This is a genomic window from Achromobacter veterisilvae (genome assembly GCF_037619525.1).
In the GTDB taxonomy this organism is placed as follows: Bacteria; Pseudomonadota; Gammaproteobacteria; order Burkholderiales; family Burkholderiaceae_B; genus Achromobacter; species Achromobacter veterisilvae.
Genome location: NZ_CP148753.1, coordinates 4,505,846 through 4,523,217 on the forward strand (window position 1 = coordinate 4,505,846; position 17,372 = coordinate 4,523,217).

Here is a 17,372-nt window from a genome sequence, read left to right on the forward strand (position 1 = left end):
CGACCGTGCGATCCCAATTTTCCCCCCTCCCCTGCGCCGCATGCGCCATCTGCGCCCTGCGCTCAACCCTGTTGAGCTCGCAGGAAGTCGCCGCGCGTTCCGCCTACGCGCGTTCCAAGCCCGGCTAATCGCCCGGCTCTTCCCTCTCTGAGCCTCATCCCGGCCCGCCGCCGGCTGCCTGCGCACATCCGCGCTTCGCGCAGCTCGCCGCCGGCCGGCGGACGCCCCGCCGCGTGGCCGGGCGCCGCGCCTCGTCCCGTTTCCGCATGCCTCCGGATGGCCTGCGGCCAGGCCACGCACCGACTCTTTCCAAGCGCCATGCAACTCACCAAGAATTTCGTCAAAGCCAAGAACCCCTGCGCGGGCGGCTACAAATGGTTCATCCGCGACCACAACGGCCAGGGGGACTACCAGGCCGTGCTCGATGCCCTGGTCGCCGACGGACGGGTCAGCGACGCCTGCTGGCTGCTGGACCAGTTCGGCCCCACCGACGCGGTGCTCAAGCTGGACGCGGTCGACGCCCACGCCATCGTTTTCGCGGGCACCCTGGAAGTGCGCATGGGGATCAACGTGGACACCGTCGTGCGCGCCGGACGCAGCATCGTGACCGGCGGCGGCATCCGCGCGGGCGAGACGATCATGGCGGGCGAGAACATCGCCGCGGCCGGCAACATCGCCAGCGGCGGCGACCTGCGCGCCGGCGGGGACATCAGCGCGGACTGGGGCATCGAGACCGCCACCCGCCTGGACTGCGGCGGCAACGTCCGCGCCAAATGGGACATCTGCGCGGGCCAGGACCTGGCCGTGACCGGCCACCTGCACGCCGGACAGGACGTGCAGGCGCAAGGCGCGATCAAGTGCGGCCAGGGCATCAAGGCCGGCGGCGACGTGCGCACCGAAAAGGAAATCGACGCGGCCTGCGGCATCCAGGCCGGCGGCTCCATCCTCTGCGGCGATCACCTGGCCTCCGGCTGGGGGCTGATCGCGGGCGAGGACATCCGCGCCGAAGGCGCGATCCGGGCCGGCGAAGGCGTGCAGGCCGCCGGCCTCATCGAAGCCGGCGCGGGGCACGGCATCTACGCCGGCCTGAGCGTCCGCCTGGACGCCTGGTCGGCCTGCGCCCGGGTCGTGGCGCAGGCCCGCCCGGAACAACTGGTCAGCGGGTATTGGACGGACCCGGAGCCGGGATCGCCGAACTAGCGGCGTCCCGCGCCGGGTTGCGCAGCACCAGCATCAGGCCCAGCAGGATCGCCCCCATCCCGGCCACGCTCAGCGCGGACAGGCGATTGCCCAGGATCAGGTAGTCCAGCACCGCCGTGCCGGCCGGCACCAGGTAGAACAGGCTGGTGACGTTGACCAGATTGCCGGCCTGGATCATGCGGTAGAACAGCAGGGTCGCGCCCACCGAAATCACCAGCCCCATCCACAGCAGCGGCAGGACGAAGCCCGCCACCCATTCCACGCGAATGGGCTGGAACGGCGCGAACAGCAGGCACAGCGCCAGGCTGACCGCGTACTGCAAGGGCATCACGTCCATCGGCGCCTGGCGCACCCGCTTCTGCAGGATCGCACCCAGCGTCATGCACGCCAGCGCGGCGAACGCATACGCCATGCCGGCGACCGAAAAGCGCGCCATGCCGATGCTCTGGACCATCACCATCGCCAGGCCGCAGAACGCCAGGAACAGTCCGGCCAGGCGCGCCCGCGAGTAGCGCCGTTCCAGCAGGGCCAGCGTCAGGATGGGCTGCGCGCCCAGCAGCGTCGCCAGCACGCCCGGCGTAATGCCATGGTCCAGCGCAAGCAGGTAGCAGATGGAATAGCCGCCGATCAGCAGCAGGCCCGTCGCCGCGACGGTGGCGCGCGTGCCCGGCTCGGGCAGCCAGCGCCGCCGTCGCGCGCAGATCAGCAGCAGCGCGGCCAGGGCCAGGATGAAGCGCAGCAGCAGGAACGCGAAGGCGGAGGCATGGAACAGCCCCCATTTGGCGAAAATCGCGCCGCCGCTCCACAGCAGCACGAACAAGGCGGTGGAGCCATGGGAGGTCCACGCGGATCTATCGAAAGACATGAGGTTTCTACCTGTCGAAGTCATAACAGGCTCCGCCCCTGCCCGGGCGCGGCGATCGGCCGCGTCAGGGCGCAAGCCGGCGCGCGGCGGACACGGCGCGCGTCAACGCGAGCCGGGCATCGGCGGGCAGGCTTGGGAGGGGCTGGAGTCGGGTGCGGACGGCGTCAGCCGACGACGGCCGCGGACGGCGGGCATGCGCCCGCCACCACGCCGCAAGGCGGCGAGACGGGCGGCGATACCACCGTGGAGACGACAGGAGAAAAACCGGGAGAAACCGCGGAACGCCGTGACATCGCGCGCGCGCGGCCGCCGGCTGCCGAAGCAGCGGGAGCGAAGCCGAGGAGGCGCGTGAAGTCAGGCATGCGCGTAGGCTACCGGCAGCGGGAAACGCCGTCAAGCGATCCGCCGCTGCTCCACCCCCATGTCGCGCCACGCTTCGCCGTGGCAGGTGAACATCAGGATCTGGTGCCGGGTCGCGGCGTCGAACAGCGCGCGCTTCATGAAGTCGCGCCGCGCGTCGTCCGTGTGGACCAGCGCGTCGTCGAGCAGCAGCAGCGTCGGCCGCCCGGCTTCGCGCAGCAGGTCCGCATAGGCGAAGCGCGCCAGGATGCCAAGCTGCTCGCGCGTGCCGAAGCTGAGCGCGGCCAGCGCGTCTTCGCCGCCGCCGCGGCGCAGCGCCGCGGGCAGCAAGGCGTCGTCCAGCCGCAGCTCGGCCTCGGGAAACAGCAGCGCCAGGTAATGGTTCAGGCGGCGCGCCAGCGGCGCCTGCAGCCGCTGGGTGGCGGCGGCGCGCTGGTCGGTAAGCAGTTTCAGCAGCAGGTCCAGGGCCGCGGCGCGGCGGGCCAGTTCGCCGCGCCGCCGTTCCAGGCGTTCGCAGGCCGCGGCGGCCTCGGACAGGCGTTCGCCCAGGCCCTGCGCGCCCGCCTGGTCCAGCTTGCCTTGCAGTTGCAGGATGTCGCCGTGGCGCTTGTGCTGCGCGTCGCGCTCGATGGCGGCGGACTTCTCGTAGCGCAGGACATCCTGTTCCGCCAGTTCGGGCCGATGCCCGGCCAGCGCGGCCTGCGCTTCGCGCACGCGGCGCTCGAGTTCGTCGTGGCCGCTGCGCGCCTCGGCGAGCCTGCCGGCGCGGGACTGGCGCTGCGCGGCGCGTTCGGGCGATTGCAGATCGGCGCCGCGGGCGGCGGCCTGGCCTTCGAGCAGGTGGGCGCGGGCGCCGTCGGCGTCCAGGGCGCGCTGCGCGGCCGCCAGCGTTTTCTCGGCCTGGGCCGCGACGGCCTCGGCCTCGCGCAGCGCCTGGACCGCCGCCGGCAGGTCGACGCTGGCCGTCTCGTCCGCGGCGGGCAGCCTGGACAGGCGTTCCTCCAGTTGGGCGCGGCGCGCCAGCGCCTCGTCGCGCTGGCTGCGCAACGCGTCCACGCCCCTGGGCGCATGGATGCCCAGCGTCTTGCGCATGCCGTCCAGCTCGCGCAGCAGCGCGCCGTGGCGGGCATGGCGCTGCTCGGCCTCGGCCAGCGTCTCGCCCCCCACGCGCTTGAGCAAGGCGGCGCAGGCCGCCTGGGCCTCGCCCAGCTCGCGCTGCAAGGCGGGCAGGTCCTTGCCGCCCGGCTCGATACGGAAACGGCCGACGCCAGGCAGGTCCAGTTCCGCCGCCGCCGTCAGCAGGACGTCGCCGGCGCCGGCTAGCGGCCGGCCGTCCAGGCGCGCTTCGCGCCCGGCCTCCAGCCGGTAGGACAGGCGCGTGGCGATGGCCTGCTGCTGCAACTGCAAATTGGCCACCTCGCGGTCGGCCTTGCGCAAGGCGTCGATATCGGCGTCGGACATCTCCGTGCGCACGCTCTCCGCCTTCAGCGCCGATCCTTGTTCGATCAGCGCGGCGGCCTCCTTCAGCGCGTGGTCCAGGCGTTCGATCTCGGGGTCGAGCTGGGCCAGTTGACGTTGCAGGTCGAGCCGGTCCGCCACGGCCTGCACGGACGCGACGCGCCGGCGCGCGGCGTCCACGGCATCGGCATGGGCCTGGCGCTGCTGTTGCGCGCGCGCCAGGGGTTCGCGCGACGCCTCGGCGCGGGCGCGGGCGGCGCGGGCCTCTTCGGCCAGCGCCTGGAGTTCGGCCTCGTCCTGCTGGTCGCGCCGGACCTGGTCCTGCAACAGGGCCAGGGTCTGGGCGGCCTGCGCCTGTTCGCGGCGCAGGCCCTCGAACGCTTCGCGCTCCTTGGCCACGGCGGCCAGCCGCGACCTCGCCTCGGCGGCCTTGGCCTCGAAGTCCTTCCAGGGTTCGTCCGCCTGGGCGCGCTGGTGCGCGTGGCGCAGTTCGGCCAGGCGGTCCACGTCGGCGTTCAACTGGGCCATGGCCTGCGCGCACTCGTCGCGTTCCGCCACGGCGCGCGCCAGCGCGTCCTCGGCCTCTTTGTAGACGCCCTTGGGGCGGCCGTTGCGCGCATCCAGCAGCGCGCCGCGCTCGGCGGCCACGCGCTCGTACAGGCGGTCGCCGTCGCCGGCGGCCAATTCGCCCGAGAGCTGCGTCAAGGCGTCGCGCAGATGCGCGCCCGCGTATCCCGCCGATTCCTGCAGATTCTGGCCGTCTCCCTGCTGGATCCACAGCAGCCCGGGAATGCCCGCGAGGTCGGGCTTGCTCTGGCCGCGCGCGGCCAGTTCGAAGCCCAGCAGCGCGGCCAGCGCGTTCTCGGCTTCCTCGCCGTCCAGCCGCCGCGCGCCGTCGTCGATCAGCAGTTCGCAGCGGGCGCGGGACAGGAACTGTTTTTTCAGCACATAGCTGTGGCCGGCGTGCGTGAACGCCAGTTCGACGCTGGGACGCGCGCCTGATTCGCCGCGGGGCGCCAGGTCGGCCACCTTGCTGGTGCTGTAGCGCTCCAGGAAAGCGGAGCGGATGGCCATGGCCACCGTGCTCTTGCCGGCTTCGTTCGGCCCCACGAACAGGTTCAGGCCGTCTTGCAGGCCGTCCAGCACCAGGGGCTGGCGGAACTTGCGGAATTCTTCCAGGGCGATGCGCGAGAGCTTCATTTCGCGCCTCCCGGCATGGCACTTTCGCGCTGGAACCGCAGCAGCAGCCGCAAGGCCTCGCCCGCGACCGCGGACTGCGCGGCGTCCGCCTGCAGCGCCTGCAATTGCGCCGCCACTTCGCCCACGTAGCCGCTGGCGCGCAGTTCGGCCAGGTCCGCGTCGTCCGGCTCCAGCTTCAGGCCCGACAGGTCGGGCAGCAAGGCGCGCACCTGCGCGGCGGCCCGGTCCACGGCCTGCTGCAGCGCGTCCCAGGTTTCCATGTTGACGTGCCCCTGCACGTCCAGCCGCAGCACGTCTTCCGCGCGCAAGGCGGCCATGCGCTCGGCCAGCGCCTGCGCATCGGTGGGCAGGCTCAGCGTTTCCGACCAGGCCGACCAGCGGTACTTGCCCGTGGCCAGCCGTTCCACCGCCGGCACGGCGCCGGGCGCGTCGATGCGCACGTCCAGCACGTAGCCGGGTTCGTTGCCGCGGAAGCGGTCCTGCTCGGGCGTGCCGGCGTACCAGGTGCGTTCGTCGATGGAGAGGCAGCCGTGCCAATCGCCCAGCGCCAGGTAGTCCAGGCGGGCGCGCGCCGCGCGGTCCGGCGCGATGGGATTGGTGGCGTCGATATTGTCCGGCAGCCGCCCCGCCACGCTGCCGTGCGCCAGGCCGACGCGGATGCGGCCGGGTTCGGTGTCCAGGGCGTCGAAGGCCTGGGTCGCGTCGTCGTAGGTATGGCGCTGCGTCAGGGGCGCGGCCAGGACGGCAAGGTTGATGGCCGCCAGGTCCACCACGCCCGTGGCGAGCGGCACGTGGACGTTGGCGGGGATGCAGCCCAGTTGCATCGCGCGGCTCCAGACGCTGTCGGCAAGCGCCGCGTCGTGGTTGCCGGCGATCATGACCCACGGCCCGGCATAGGCGGCCATGGCGGCGAACAGCCGGCGGATCGTGCGGTCGGACACGCCCTGCGTGTCGAACACGTCGCCCGCGACCAGCACGGCGTCCACGCCGCGCTCGGCGGCCAGCGCCGCGATGCGCGCCACGACGTCGAAGCGCGCCTCGGCCAGCATGGCGGCGTCATCGGTTTCGAACTGGCCGTACTGTCGGCCGATCTGCCAGTCGGCGGTGTGCAGGAAATGGGTCATGCGCGGGATTGTAAGAGGAAGATGCCCCTTCCCCGCACCGGACGCGCTCAGGACGCCGAGGTCAGCAAAGGCAGTACCTGGGCAAGCGTCAAGGGCCCCTCTTCCAGCAACAGCTTGTCACCTTGCGTTTCGCCTTCCTCGCCAGCAGCGCGCAAGGGGTCCGAAGCAAGCAGGCGGTGGCGCAGCAGGGCGTCGGCAAGCAACAAGCGCCTGGCGTCCACGCCTGGCTGGCAGCCCTCCCAAGCCATGAACACGGCGGCCGACACGTAGTAGAGTGCCGACGCCGCGCGGCGCACCTCAGCCTCAAGCCGCTCCTGCGTCCCAACAGCCTGCGCCAGGCCGATCGCGCGGCGAACGCAATCACGCAAGGTTGCGCGCCACGCCGCCGGCAACGCCGTCGCCTGCTCTAGCCTGTTTTCCAGCAGGGCCGACAGCGCTTCGTGCGCGCTGTCCTTGCGCACGGCCCGCTGGATCGCGTCCAGCGCATTGATATTGCTGGTGCCTTCCCACAACACGCCGATATGCGCGTCGCGCACCAGGCGGGCATTGACGAAGTCCTCGATGTACCCATTCCCTCCGCGTATCTCCATCGCGCCCGTCGCGACGGCGATATTGTCCCGGCAGGTCCGCAGCTTCAGCAGCGGCGTCAGCAGACGCAGCACCCGCGCGGCGGCCACATCGCCTTCATGGGCACGCCCCATGACTTCCGCCGCCGCCATGACCATGGACAATGCCGCTTCCGTCGGCGTCAACAGCTTGAGCAACTGCCGACGCAGCAGCGGATAGCCGATGAGGTCGCGCCCGAACGCTCGGCGGTGACGCGCGGCCAACATGGAGTCGTTCAGGCAACGACGCATCATTGCCGCCGCCCGCACGCCATGCGACAGGCGCGACAGGTTGACCTGCTCCATCATGTGCTTCAGACCTTTGTCCACCTCCCCGACCAGATACGCCAGCGCCCCTTCCAGGCGGATTTCTCCGCTGGCCATTGAACGAGTGCCCAGCTTGTCTTTCAGCCGCACGATGCGATAGGCGTTACGACTGCCGTCGTCCAGGCGGCGGGGCATCGCAAACAATGCCAGCCCACGCGTACCCTGCGGCGCGCCTTCCGGGCGGGCCAGCAGCAAGGCGACATCCGCATCCGTATGGGAGCAGAACCACTTCTCTCCATGCAGACGCCATTGCCCGCCGACCTGGCGCGCGACGGTCTCCAGGGCGCCGACGTCCGAGCCGCCCGTCTTCTCCGTCATGAACTGCGTTCCCTTCCAGAGCGTGGCCGGATCGTTCGACAGCATGCGCGGCAGCAGCTTTTCCCGCAGGGCCGGGCTGCCGAACTTCCGGATCAGGTGGATGGACGTGTCCGACACGCTGATGGGGCACATCTGGCCGAACTCGGCCTGGACGAACAGGTACTGCAGCGCATACTTCGCCGCCGGCGGCAGCGGCGCCGCGCAGCCCAGGACCCCGGCCCGATGGCTCATGGCATGGAACTGGAAGTCGCCGAAGGCGATGTGCTCCATCTCCTGGTAGGCGGGGTGATATTCGATCCAATCTTCGTCTTCGCCCCAGCGGGTACGCGCATGCAGCACGGGCGGAAACTTGTCCGCCACGGTGGCCAGCGTATTGAGGCGCCCCCCGGCCAATTGCCCCATGCGTTCGAACTGGGGCAACAGCGTGGCGTGCGCGGCGGCCGGCAGATAGAGCCTGAGCAGGTCCTGCAAGCCCCGGTCCAGCGCGAAGAAATCCAGGCCGGCGCAGTCGGGCGCAAGGTGGTGGGAACTCTGGGAAGACCGCTGCGGACGCGGGCGGACATACTCGTCATATTTGGCTTGGAATGACACGGACAGCTCCTGAAGGTCGAGGTTCGGCATCGCGCCGGACGCGGCGCGGGCAGGTACATCACGCAGGGAAAGGCTCAGATCACGCCGGCGGCGCGCAACTGCGTCAGCGCCGCCTCCGGCAGGCCAAGGCGCTGCGTCAGCACGTCTTGCGTGTGCTCGCCCAGGGCCGGGGGGCCCAGCGTGTGGTCCAGCGGCGTCTCCGAGAAGCGCATCGGGCTGGCGATGCCAGGGCATGTGCCGCCCGTGGATAGCGGCAAGTCCACCCTCAGCTTCCGGTGCACCACCTGCGGGTCCGCGAAGGTCTCGGAAAAGGTGTTGATGGGTCCGCAGGGCACGCCCGCGCGCTCCAGCCGCTCCTGCCAGGAGGCGGTGGTATCCATCGCCATCGCCCGCGACAACTGGGGCAGCAGCGTGTCGCGATGAACGAGGCGGCCGCTGACCTTGGCATAGCGCGGGTCCAGCGCCAGGTCCGGCCGCTGGATTTCCTGGCAATAGGCCGCGAACTGGCTGTCGTTGCCCACGGCCACGATCAATCGCCCGTCCCGCGTATCGAAGACCTGGTACGGCACCGCGTTGGCATGCGCGTTGCCGTAGCGCTTGGGCTCCTTGCCGGACACCAGATGATTGACGGCGGGATTGCTGCCGAAGGCCAGGATGCAATCCAGCAGGGCCATGTCGATATGCTGCCCTTGCCCGCTGCGCTCGCGCCAGGCCAACGCCGCCGCGATCGCCAGGCTGGCGTACATGCCCGTCGTAATGTCCGCAACCGCGACGCCCACTTTCTGCGGGCCGCCGCCCGGCAGCCCGTCGGCTTCGCCGGTCACGCTCATCAAACCTCCCATGCCCTGGAAAATGAAGTCGTATCCCGGGCGGTGCCGATAAGGTCCCGTCTGGCCGAAGCCCGTGATCGAGCAATAAACCAGCGAAGGATGGTCGGCGCGCAGGTCCTCGTAGCCCAGGCCATAGCGCGCCAGGGTGCCGACCTTGTAGTTCTCGACCAGCACATCGCACTGCGCGGCCAGCCCGCGCACGATGTCCTGGCCCTGCGCGGTGGAGATATCCACGGTCACGGACTTCTTGCCGCGGTTGGCCGATGCGTAGTAGCCGGAGTCCTCTCGCTGCTGCCCCTGGGCGCCCGGCATCCACGGCGGGCCCCAGCCGCGGGTATCGTCCCCGGTGCCGGGGCGTTCGATCTTGATGACCTCGGCGCCCAGGTCGGCAAGATTCTGGGTGCACCAGGGGCCCGCCAGCACCCGGGTCAGGTCCAGCACGCGTATGTGGGAAAGCGGTTTGATCGTCATGTCCAGGATCCGGTGCCCGCGGGCACGCCATTAGTCGATGCGGATGTGCGCGTCTGCGATCACGCGCCCGTAGCGGGCGCTTTCGTCGCGCATGTAGGCGCTGAACGCGTCTCCCAAATAGCCCACGGGCTCTCCTCCCGTGCGCAGCAGGGCTTCGCGCACATCGGGCTGCGCCATGATTTGCTCGATCGTGCCGCTCAAGGTCTGGACAATGGCAGGCGGCGTGCCCGACGGCGCCAGGATCCCGACCCAGGCGGACATCTTCATGTCGGGATAGCCCAGTTCCGCGGTGGTGGACAGGTCCGGCAGCACCGCGGAACGCTTGTCGCTCATCACGGCCAGGGCAGTCAGCTTGCCCGCCTGGATTTGCGGCAAACCGGTGAACGCGGGCTCGAACGTGACGGAGACCTCGCCGCCCATCACCGCGGCCTTTGCCGGCGCGCTGCCCTTGTACGGGACGTGCAAGAAATTGCTCTTGGTCCTGGACCGCAGCATTTCGCCTGCCAGGTGGGCCGTCGAACCGTTCCCATATGAGGCGTAGCTCAGTTCGCCGGGCTTGGCCCGGGCCAGATCCACGAGCTGCTGCAGCGTTTGGACGGGCACTTTCGGATTGACCACGATGACGCTGGGCGTGGTGGCGATCAGCGCAATCGGTGCGAAGCTCTTGACCGCGTCGTAGGGCAGCTTGGGATACAGCCAGGGATTGATCGTCAGGGTCGTGTTGGTCGCCGCCAGCAAGGTGTAGCCATCGGGCTTGGCGTTGGCCACCATTTCGGCGCCGATGATGGTGGCCGCGCCGGCGCGGTTCTCCACGATCACGGGCTGGCCCAGCCGTTCACCCAGTTTCTGGCCGATGACGCGCGCCACCACGTCCGTCATGCCGCCCGCCGAATACGGCACGATGAGCCGGATGGGCATGCGGGGATAGTCCTGGGCCTGCGCGGTGGCGGTCAGCGACAAGGCAGCGACAAGCGGGATTAGGGTATTGATACGCAAAACAGTCTCCTTGGTGGATCGCGGGTCTGCGCCCCGATTCATTGCCGCGTACCGCTGCGGTGAAACCCATTATTCGCGTCGTGATTTTTCTCGTCCAATATATTTTTTCGTGCTATTCATATTGATATTGGATTAATCTTTGGCCGCCGCGACGAGCGATCGCCGCGTCCCCAACCCACGAGTTGCCCATGGATCTGCGCCAACTTCGGTACTTCGTCGCCGTCGCCGAGGAACTGCACTTCGGAAGAGCCGCCAAGCGGCTATCCATCACCCAACCGCCGCTCAGCTTCAACATTCGCCAACTGGAAGCGTCGCTCGGCATGGAGCTGCTGCGGCGCACCACGCGCGAGGTGGCGCTCACGGAAGCGGGGAAAGTGATTTATCGGGAAGCGCTGAAACTGTTGACGCTGGCGCGCAGCGCAGAAGAGCAGGCGCGGCGGGCCGCCAGCGGCGAAGCGGGCGTCGTGCACATCGGCTTCGTGGGTTCGTCGTTCCTGACCAGCCTGGCCTCGGACATACGAGACTTTGCGGCGACGAGGCCGGAGGTTGAAGTAGTGCTGTACGAACTCAGCAGCTACGAACAGATCGACGCATTGCAGCGAGGCCAGATCGACATCGGAATCGTGCATCCCCGCGTCATGCCGTCCGGCATCGCCTCGCGCGTGCTGCACCGCGAGGCCTTCGCCTGCCTGCTCCCGGAAACGCACGCGCTGGCGCGGCAGGAGATCATCGACTTGCAGCAGTTGCAGCATGACGACTTCGTGCTATTTCCCAGAGACTTTTCCCCGGGCTATTACGACAAGATTCTCTCGCTTTGCGTGGAGGCCGGCTTCACGCCGCACATCCGGCACAAAGTCCGGAACATGCTGACGATCGCCACCTTGGTGTCGCACGAATTCGGCGTCTCGCTGGTGCCGGCGTCGCTGGGAAAAGTACAGTTGCCGAATCTGGCATGCCGCCCGCTTTCGCATGCCGCAAACCTGTCAGATCTGCGCGGCATCTGGCGCCAGGACGAAGAACAGCCCGCGGTGCTGGCACTGCTGTCCTGCCTGGCGGCATCGCCAGGCTAGTTCGCCCGACAGAAAAACAATGGCCCGGCCGGCATGTCGCGCCGGCCGGGCCCGGTAAGGGACCGGTATCAGGCGCCCTTGCCGCCCAGCACCAGCCGCTGATTGGACGCCGCCTTGCGGTCGTAGCGGGACAGGTCCAGGCCCTCGGTGCGGATGGCGGGGCGCTGGCCCATGACCAGGTCGGCCACCAGCTTGCCGGAGCCGCAGGCCATGGTCCAGCCCAGCGTGCCGTGGCCGGTGTTCAGGTAGAGGTTGCCGTAGCGGGTCGGGCCGACCACCGGCGTGCTGTCCGGCGTCATGGGGCGCAGGCCCGTCCAGAACTCGGCCCGGGCCACGTCGCCGCTGCCGGGGAACAGGTCGTTCACGACCAGTTCCAGCGTCTTGCGGCGGGCGTCCTTCAGGCGCAGGTCGAAGCCCGAAAGCTCGGCCATGCCGCCTACCCGGATGCGCTTGTCGAAGCGCGTCACGGCGATTTTGTAGGTTTCGTCCAGGATGGTCGAAACGGGCGCGGCGGACTCGTCCGTCATGGGGATGGTCAGCGAGTAGCCCTTGACCGGATACACCGGCAGGTCCAGGCCCAACGGCTCCAGGAAGCCGCGCGTGTAGCTGCCGAACGCGGCGACGTAGCGGTCCGCGGTCAGGACCTCGTTGCCGACGCGCACGCCCGTGACCTGGCCGCCCGCGGTGTTCAGCCCGGAAACCGATTGGCCGTAGCGGAATTCCACGCCCAGGCCCGCGGCCATTTCCGCCAGGCGCGTGGTGAAGAGCTGGCAGTCGCCGGTTTCGTCGTTGGGCAGGCGCAGGCCGCCGGACAGCTTTTCCATGGAGCGCGCCAGCGCGGGCTCGGCCGTGGCCAGGCGGTTGCGGTCCAGCAATTCATAGGGCACGCCCACTTCTTCGAGCACGGCGATATCGCGGCGGGCGGCTTCCAACTGGGCTTCCGTGCGGAACAACTGCAAGGTGCCGCGGGTGCGCTCTTCATAGTGGATGCCGGTGGACGCGCGCAGTTCGCGCAGGCAGTCGCGGCTGTATTCGGACAGGCGCAGCATGCGCTCCTTGTTCACCGAATAACGCTCGGCCGAACAATTGGCCAGCATGGCGGCCATCCACTTCAACTGGTAGAGGCTGCCGTCCAGGCGGATCGCCAGGGGCGCATGCTTCTGGAACAGCCACTTGATGGCCTTCAGGGGGATCCCCGGCGCGGCCCAGGGCGTGGAATAGCCCGGCGACACCTGGCCCGCGTTGGCGTAGCTGGTCTCCAGCGCCGCCGCGGGCTGGCGGTCCAGCACCGTCACTTTGGCGCCCTGGCGGGCCAGGTAATAGGCGGTCGTGGTGCCGATGACGCCGCTGCCGAGGACGATCACATGCATGATTCTTTCCAGTGTTTGGTTTTGTGCAGGAATTTCGGTAGTCTATGAGCCTCCTTGCAGTGAAAGGCACTGAAAAATTCGCTTTGGCAGTGGTTTTTCCCGGCTCTTTCCTGTTTTCCGATTGCCGGAAGTGAAATGCGCGACCTCGACCGTATCGACCTGAAAATCCTGGATATTCTGCAGCGTGAAGGCCGGATTTCGGTGACCGAACTGGCCGACCGGATCAACCTGTCGGCCACCCCCTGTTCCGACCGCATCAAGCGCATGGAGCGCGAAGGGGTCATCACGGGTTACCATGCGCGCGTCAACCCCGCGGCGCTGGGCAAGAACCTGCTGGTCTTCCTGGAGATCAAGCTGTCGGCCAAGTCCGGCGACGTGTTCGACAAGGTCAAGAAGGAACTGCTGTACGTGCCCGAGGTGATGGAATGCCACCTGGTCTCGGGCGACTTCGATTACCTGGTCAAGGCCCGCCTGACCGAAATGAATGAATACCGCCGTCTCCTGGGCGAAATCCTCAAGCGCCTCCCGGCATCCGCCGAATCGCGCAGCTATGTGGTCATGGAGGAGATCAAGGAGACCCTGTACCTGCCGGTGGACCGCTAGGGGCTCCCGGCGCTGGCGCGGCATCGTTCCACGCGGTTTGTTACCGGACGGCGCCGCGCCGGCTGCTATGCTGGCGGCCCTCCGGCTTGCGCCGCCGCGCACCGACCCCATTTTTTTCCTTGCCTATGACTCGTCTCTACAAATACTTCTTCCGCGGCCTGATCACCGTCCTGCCGCTGGCGCTGACCATCTACCTGCTCTACATATTCCTGGCCTGGACCGAAGCGGTGGCGCTGACCTTCCTGCGCCCTTTCATCGGCGGATTCTACGTGCCGGGCATGGGACTGGCGCTGGGCATCCTCGGCATCCTCGCGATCGGCTACCTGGTGTCCAAGGAGCGCGTGCAGCGCGTGCTGGCGCTGCTGGAAATGCCGTTCACCAACCTGCCGGTGGTCAAGAGCATCTATTCGTCCCTGAAGAGCTTCGCGGACTATTTTTCGCCCAGTTCCAAGAACACCGCCCAGCAGGTCGTGATCCTGCGCATGCCCGGCCAGCAACTGGAACTGGTGGGGCTGGTCACCCGCCGCAGCATGGAAGGCCTGCCCGAAGGGTTCTCCCAGGACGGCCGGGTGGCCGTCTACCTGCCGATGGGCTACATGATCGGCGGCTATACCGTCTTCGTGCCGCAGGAATGGGTGCAGCCCATTCAGATGTCCGTCGAGGAAGCCATGCGTTCGTCCCTGATCGCCTGGATGGCGCGCGCCGAGAACAATAACCGGCCGGCCGCGCCCGCCGTGCCGGAACCTCCGGGCGACGCCCCCGGCGCCCCGGGCGCCGGCAGCGGCGGCCAGGCCTGAGCCCCCATCCCTCTTTCATCCCCCAGGCGCGACATGCCCATCATCGAATTCATGCTTGCCGAAGGCAGCCCCTATATTGAAGTCAACCAGTTGCTGAAGGCCACCGGCGTGTGCGACAGCGGCGGCGCGGGCAAGATGCTCGTGGCCGAGGGCCGCGTGAGCGTGGGCGGCGTCGTGGAAACCCGCAAGACGGCGAAGATCCGCGCCGACCAGATCGTCACCTGCGGCGACGCGCGCATCGTGGTGCGCGCCCCCGAGGCCGCCGACGGCGACCCCGCCTGACCCTTCCGTCCCAGCAACGCCGCGAGCCGCCATGAAATTCAAGATGTCCCAGAACTCCATCTTCGCCGTCCTGCTGCGCTCGCCGTGGTGGATGAGCGCCGGGGTGGCCGTGCTGCTGTCGGCGGGCGGCTTTGCCGCCCTGCCCCTGGAATACGCCGCGATGGGCGTGTTCGCCGCAGTGCCGTTCGCGGTCATCGCCATCATGGCGGCCTGGAAGCAATTGCGCGCGCCCTCCGGCACGCGCGTGCAGGCCGTGGCCGAGGCGGCGGCCGCCATGTCCTGGGCGGATTTTTCCCGGACCGTCGAGGCGGGCTTCCGGCGTGACGGCTGCGAGGTGCAGCGCCTGCAGGTCCCCGGCGCCGACTTCGCGCTCAGCAAGGACGGCCACGTGGCCATCGTCGGCGCCAAGCGCTGGAAAGCCGCGCGCGTGGGGGTCGAGCCGCTGCGCGAACTTCAGGCGGTGCGCGAGCAGCGCGGCGCGCGCGAAGCCATCTATATCGCGCTGGGCGAGGTGTCGGACAACGCGCTGCAATACGCCAAGTCGCAGGGCGTGTCCCTGATGACGGCGCCGGAACTGACCAAGCTGCTGCGGGACCTGAAGGTCTGACGCCGCCGCGGCGCGCACCGGCTTACGATTAAAGGCGCATTCCGCCCCGTCGCGGGCGGAACGATCCACCCGAGAGCTACGCCGATGACCTATCGCATCCTTGCCGACCTGGTTCTTGTCGCGCATGGCCTTTTTGTCGCCTTTGTGATGTTCGGCGGCCTTCTTGCGCTGTGGAAACGCTGGGTCGCCTTCCTGCACCTGCCGGCGCTGGCCTGGGGCGCCATGGTGATCGGCATGGGCTGGATATGCCCCCTGACGCCGCTGGAGGTATCGCTGCGCGAACGGGCGGGGCAGGAAGGCTATGCCGGCGGCTTCATCGCACACTACGTCCTGGGCATCATCTACCCCGAAGGCATCGCCAGAACCACGCAGGTCGTGCTGGCGGCGCTGCTGATCGCCGGGAATATCATCGTCTACACCCTGTGGGCGCGGCGGCGCCGGCTTCCCATGACCCGCGCCTGATCCGGACGCCGGACGCGGCGCGCGCTTTCGTGGCGGACATCGTTTCAGCTATGCGATAATAGAGATTAATTCTCATTACAAACCCCTGAAGCGACACGGCCGCCGGACACGCAAGGCCGATAGCTTGTCCAACCAAGACCCTATCCGCCTTGCCGTGCTGGAGCGCTACTACCGCGAACTGCTGAACTTCTGCAACCGGATCATCGGGAATTCGGATGCGGCGGCCGACGCTGTCCAGGAAACCTATGCGCGCGTGCTGTCGGCGCAGCGCAAAGACCGCGACGTGACGGAACCGCGCGCGCTGCTGTATCGTACGGCGCGCAATCTGATCACCGACCAGCACCGCCGCAATGTCGTGCGCGGCCAGACCACCGGCAGCGACGCCGAGCCGGACGCCGACCTCGTCCTGGACGACCTGGCGGCCCCCTTGGCCTTCGAGCCGGAAGCGGCGGCCATGTCCGCGCAAGCGGTGGCCGCCATGCTGGACGTGATCCGCGCCCTGCCCCCGCGCTGCCGCCAGGCGTTCGTGCTGCACCGTTTCGACGGCCTGTCGCATGCCGAGATCGCCGAACGCATGGATATTTCGCGCAAAATGGTGGAACAGCACATCAAGGTGGCGATGCTGGCCTGCCGGCGCGGCAAGTCCGAATGGGACCTGCGCGCGGGCGAACGGCCATCCGCCGCCCCCAGCACCGAATTTTTACAGCCATGACCATGAATCCCGCCCAGCCTACGCTTGCACCGACAGCCTCGGCGGACGAGGCCGCGCTCGACTGGCTGATCCGCCGCAAGGACTCTCCGGACGCCGCAACCGAAGCGCGTTTTCGCGAGTGGCAGGCCGCATCGCCGCTGCACGCGCAGGCGTATGCGCGCTGGGAGCGCGATTGGAGCGAGCTGGACGCCGTTCCCGAAACCGCCCGGGCGCAGTGGCGCGCGGAATGTCCGCCCCCCGCCTCCGCCCAGCCGAACCGGCAGCGGCGCGCCCGATGGCGCCTGGCGGGCGCCGCGCTGGCCGCCTGTGCCGTGGCGGCCGTGGCCGCGCTGCTCGCGACGCCGTCCGCGCCCCAGTACCAGATGCGCTACGCCACGGCGCCCGGCCAGCAGCAGGAAATCACGCTGCCCGACGGCAGCCAGGTCGCGCTGGACACCGCCACCCGCGTCGAGGTCCTCTACACCAAGGGCCGCCGCGAAGTGCGCATGGCGGAAGGCCAAGCCATGTTCAAGGTGCAGAGCGACGCCGGCCGGCCGTTCGACGTGGTCACGGGCAACGTGCGCGTCACCGTCGTCGGCACGCGCTTCAGCGTGCGCCATACGCCGGCCACGCCCGGCTATCCGGGCGTGCACGTCGGCGTCGCGTCCGGGCACGTCCGTGTCGGCCCCGAGGCGCCCGCCGCGTGGTGGGAGTTCTGGCGCCCCGGACGCGACCGGCAGGTCACCGACCTGACCGCGGGCCAGCAGATGACGGTGGACGAGTCCGGCCTGCCGGGCCGTATCGCCCGGATCGACGCCGCCAGCGTGGCCCCCTGGCTGGACCACCGGGTCGCGTTCGACAACGCCACGCTGGCGCAGGCCCTGGCCGAGTTCGGCCGCTACGGCCACCCCGTGCCGGTCCTGGGCGACCCGCGCCTGGCGTCCTTGCGCCTGACCGGCAGCTTCGACACCCGCAGCCTCGCCACCTTCTACCGGGTGCTCCCCCAGGCCCTGCCGGTGAGGATCGACACGCGCGACGGGCTGCCGTCCATCGAACCCGCGCAATAAATTTTTCGAGATCCGAGACGCCGGACCTAGGGTTTTTTGCCGCTGCCGCGTCTACATGAGAAATGTATCCATTCTCAT

Annotated in this window: 16 protein-coding genes; 9 read left to right on the forward strand and 7 right to left on the reverse strand. The window is 68.9% G+C overall.

Translation table 11 applies throughout. From position 1 onward, the window contains the following. Positions 1–318: 318 nt before the first annotated feature. The gene (locus WHX56_RS20850; RefSeq protein ID WP_338878849.1) at positions 319–1,200 is read left to right on the forward strand and encodes a hypothetical protein; all 882 of its coding nucleotides are present in this window, start codon (positions 319–321) and stop codon (positions 1,198–1,200) included. Here the strand turns inward: WHX56_RS20850 and WHX56_RS20855 are convergent. From WHX56_RS20855 to WHX56_RS20880, 6 genes are all read right to left on the reverse strand, one after another. Further along, a complete protein-coding gene (locus WHX56_RS20855) occupies positions 1,157–2,065 on the reverse strand; it encodes a DMT family transporter (RefSeq protein WP_338878850.1) in 909 nt (302 codons plus the stop codon). The genes WHX56_RS20850 and WHX56_RS20855 overlap by 44 nt on opposite strands. A 393-nt stretch (positions 2,066–2,458) precedes the next feature. Next, positions 2,459–5,083, reverse strand: a complete 2,625-nt coding sequence (locus tag WHX56_RS20860; protein ID WP_338878851.1) for an AAA family ATPase — start codon at positions 5,081–5,083, stop codon at positions 2,459–2,461. Continuing rightward, positions 5,080–6,207: a DNA repair exonuclease gene (locus WHX56_RS20865; protein WP_338878852.1), complete on the reverse strand. Its 1,128-nt coding sequence runs from the start codon at positions 6,205–6,207 to the stop codon at positions 5,080–5,082. Before WHX56_RS20865 ends, WHX56_RS20860 begins: the two co-directional genes overlap by 4 nt. A 47-nt stretch (positions 6,208–6,254) precedes the next feature. Further along, the gene (locus tag WHX56_RS20870) at positions 6,255–8,078 is read right to left on the reverse strand and encodes an acyl-CoA dehydrogenase family protein (RefSeq protein WP_422393613.1); all 1,824 of its coding nucleotides are present in this window, start codon (positions 8,076–8,078) and stop codon (positions 6,255–6,257) included. A gap of 44 nt (positions 8,079–8,122) precedes the next feature. Then, entirely contained in the window at positions 8,123–9,349 is a 1,227-nt protein-coding gene (locus WHX56_RS20875; RefSeq protein ID WP_338878853.1) for a CaiB/BaiF CoA-transferase family protein, read from the reverse strand. Between the two features lie 30 nt (positions 9,350–9,379). Further along, entirely contained in the window at positions 9,380–10,345 is a 966-nt protein-coding gene (locus WHX56_RS20880; RefSeq protein ID WP_338878854.1) for a tripartite tricarboxylate transporter substrate binding protein, read from the reverse strand. Positions 10,346–10,533: 188 nt separating this feature from the next. On the opposite strand from WHX56_RS20880, the gene WHX56_RS20885 reads away from it, so the two are divergent. Continuing rightward, positions 10,534–11,415: a LysR family transcriptional regulator gene (locus tag WHX56_RS20885; RefSeq protein WP_338878855.1), complete on the forward strand. Its 882-nt coding sequence runs from the start codon at positions 10,534–10,536 to the stop codon at positions 11,413–11,415. 68 nt (positions 11,416–11,483) lie between these two features. Here the strand turns inward: WHX56_RS20885 and WHX56_RS20890 are convergent, their stop codons facing one another. Continuing rightward, complete coding sequence (locus WHX56_RS20890) at positions 11,484–12,785, reverse strand: D-amino acid dehydrogenase (protein ID WP_129240715.1); 1,302 nt, start codon at positions 12,783–12,785, stop codon at positions 11,484–11,486. Positions 12,786–12,920: 135 nt separating this feature from the next. On the opposite strand from WHX56_RS20890, the gene WHX56_RS20895 reads away from it, so the two are divergent. The 7 genes from WHX56_RS20895 to WHX56_RS20925 all read left to right on the forward strand — a co-directional run bounded on the left by WHX56_RS20895 (position 12,921) and on the right by WHX56_RS20925 (position 17,294). Next, a complete protein-coding gene (locus WHX56_RS20895; protein WP_129240714.1) occupies positions 12,921–13,388 on the forward strand; it encodes a winged helix-turn-helix transcriptional regulator in 468 nt (155 codons plus the stop codon). Between the two features lie 125 nt (positions 13,389–13,513). Continuing rightward, positions 13,514–14,185 (forward strand): DUF502 domain-containing protein, encoded by a 672-nt coding sequence (locus WHX56_RS20900; protein WP_129240713.1) that lies wholly within the window; start codon positions 13,514–13,516, stop codon positions 14,183–14,185. 33 nt (positions 14,186–14,218) lie between these two features. Then, positions 14,219–14,467 (forward strand): RNA-binding S4 domain-containing protein, encoded by a 249-nt coding sequence (locus tag WHX56_RS20905; protein WP_338878856.1) that lies wholly within the window; start codon positions 14,219–14,221, stop codon positions 14,465–14,467. Between the two features lie 31 nt (positions 14,468–14,498). Continuing rightward, positions 14,499–15,074 carry a restriction endonuclease gene (locus WHX56_RS20910; protein WP_338878857.1) on the forward strand — a complete coding sequence of 192 codons (576 nt, stop codon included), beginning with the start codon at positions 14,499–14,501 and terminating at the stop codon, positions 15,072–15,074. Positions 15,075–15,158: 84 nt separating this feature from the next. Then, positions 15,159–15,536, forward strand: coding sequence for a DUF2784 domain-containing protein (locus WHX56_RS20915; RefSeq protein WP_338878858.1), 378 nt, complete (start codon positions 15,159–15,161; stop codon positions 15,534–15,536). A 124-nt stretch (positions 15,537–15,660) separates the two neighbouring features. After that, positions 15,661–16,248: a sigma-70 family RNA polymerase sigma factor gene (locus WHX56_RS20920; protein WP_287756120.1), complete on the forward strand. Its 588-nt coding sequence runs from the start codon at positions 15,661–15,663 to the stop codon at positions 16,246–16,248. Then, positions 16,245–17,294 (forward strand): FecR family protein, encoded by a 1,050-nt coding sequence (locus WHX56_RS20925; protein ID WP_338878859.1) that lies wholly within the window; start codon positions 16,245–16,247, stop codon positions 17,292–17,294. Before WHX56_RS20920 ends, WHX56_RS20925 begins: the two co-directional genes overlap by 4 nt. The last annotated feature ends 78 nt before the right edge of the window (positions 17,295–17,372 follow it).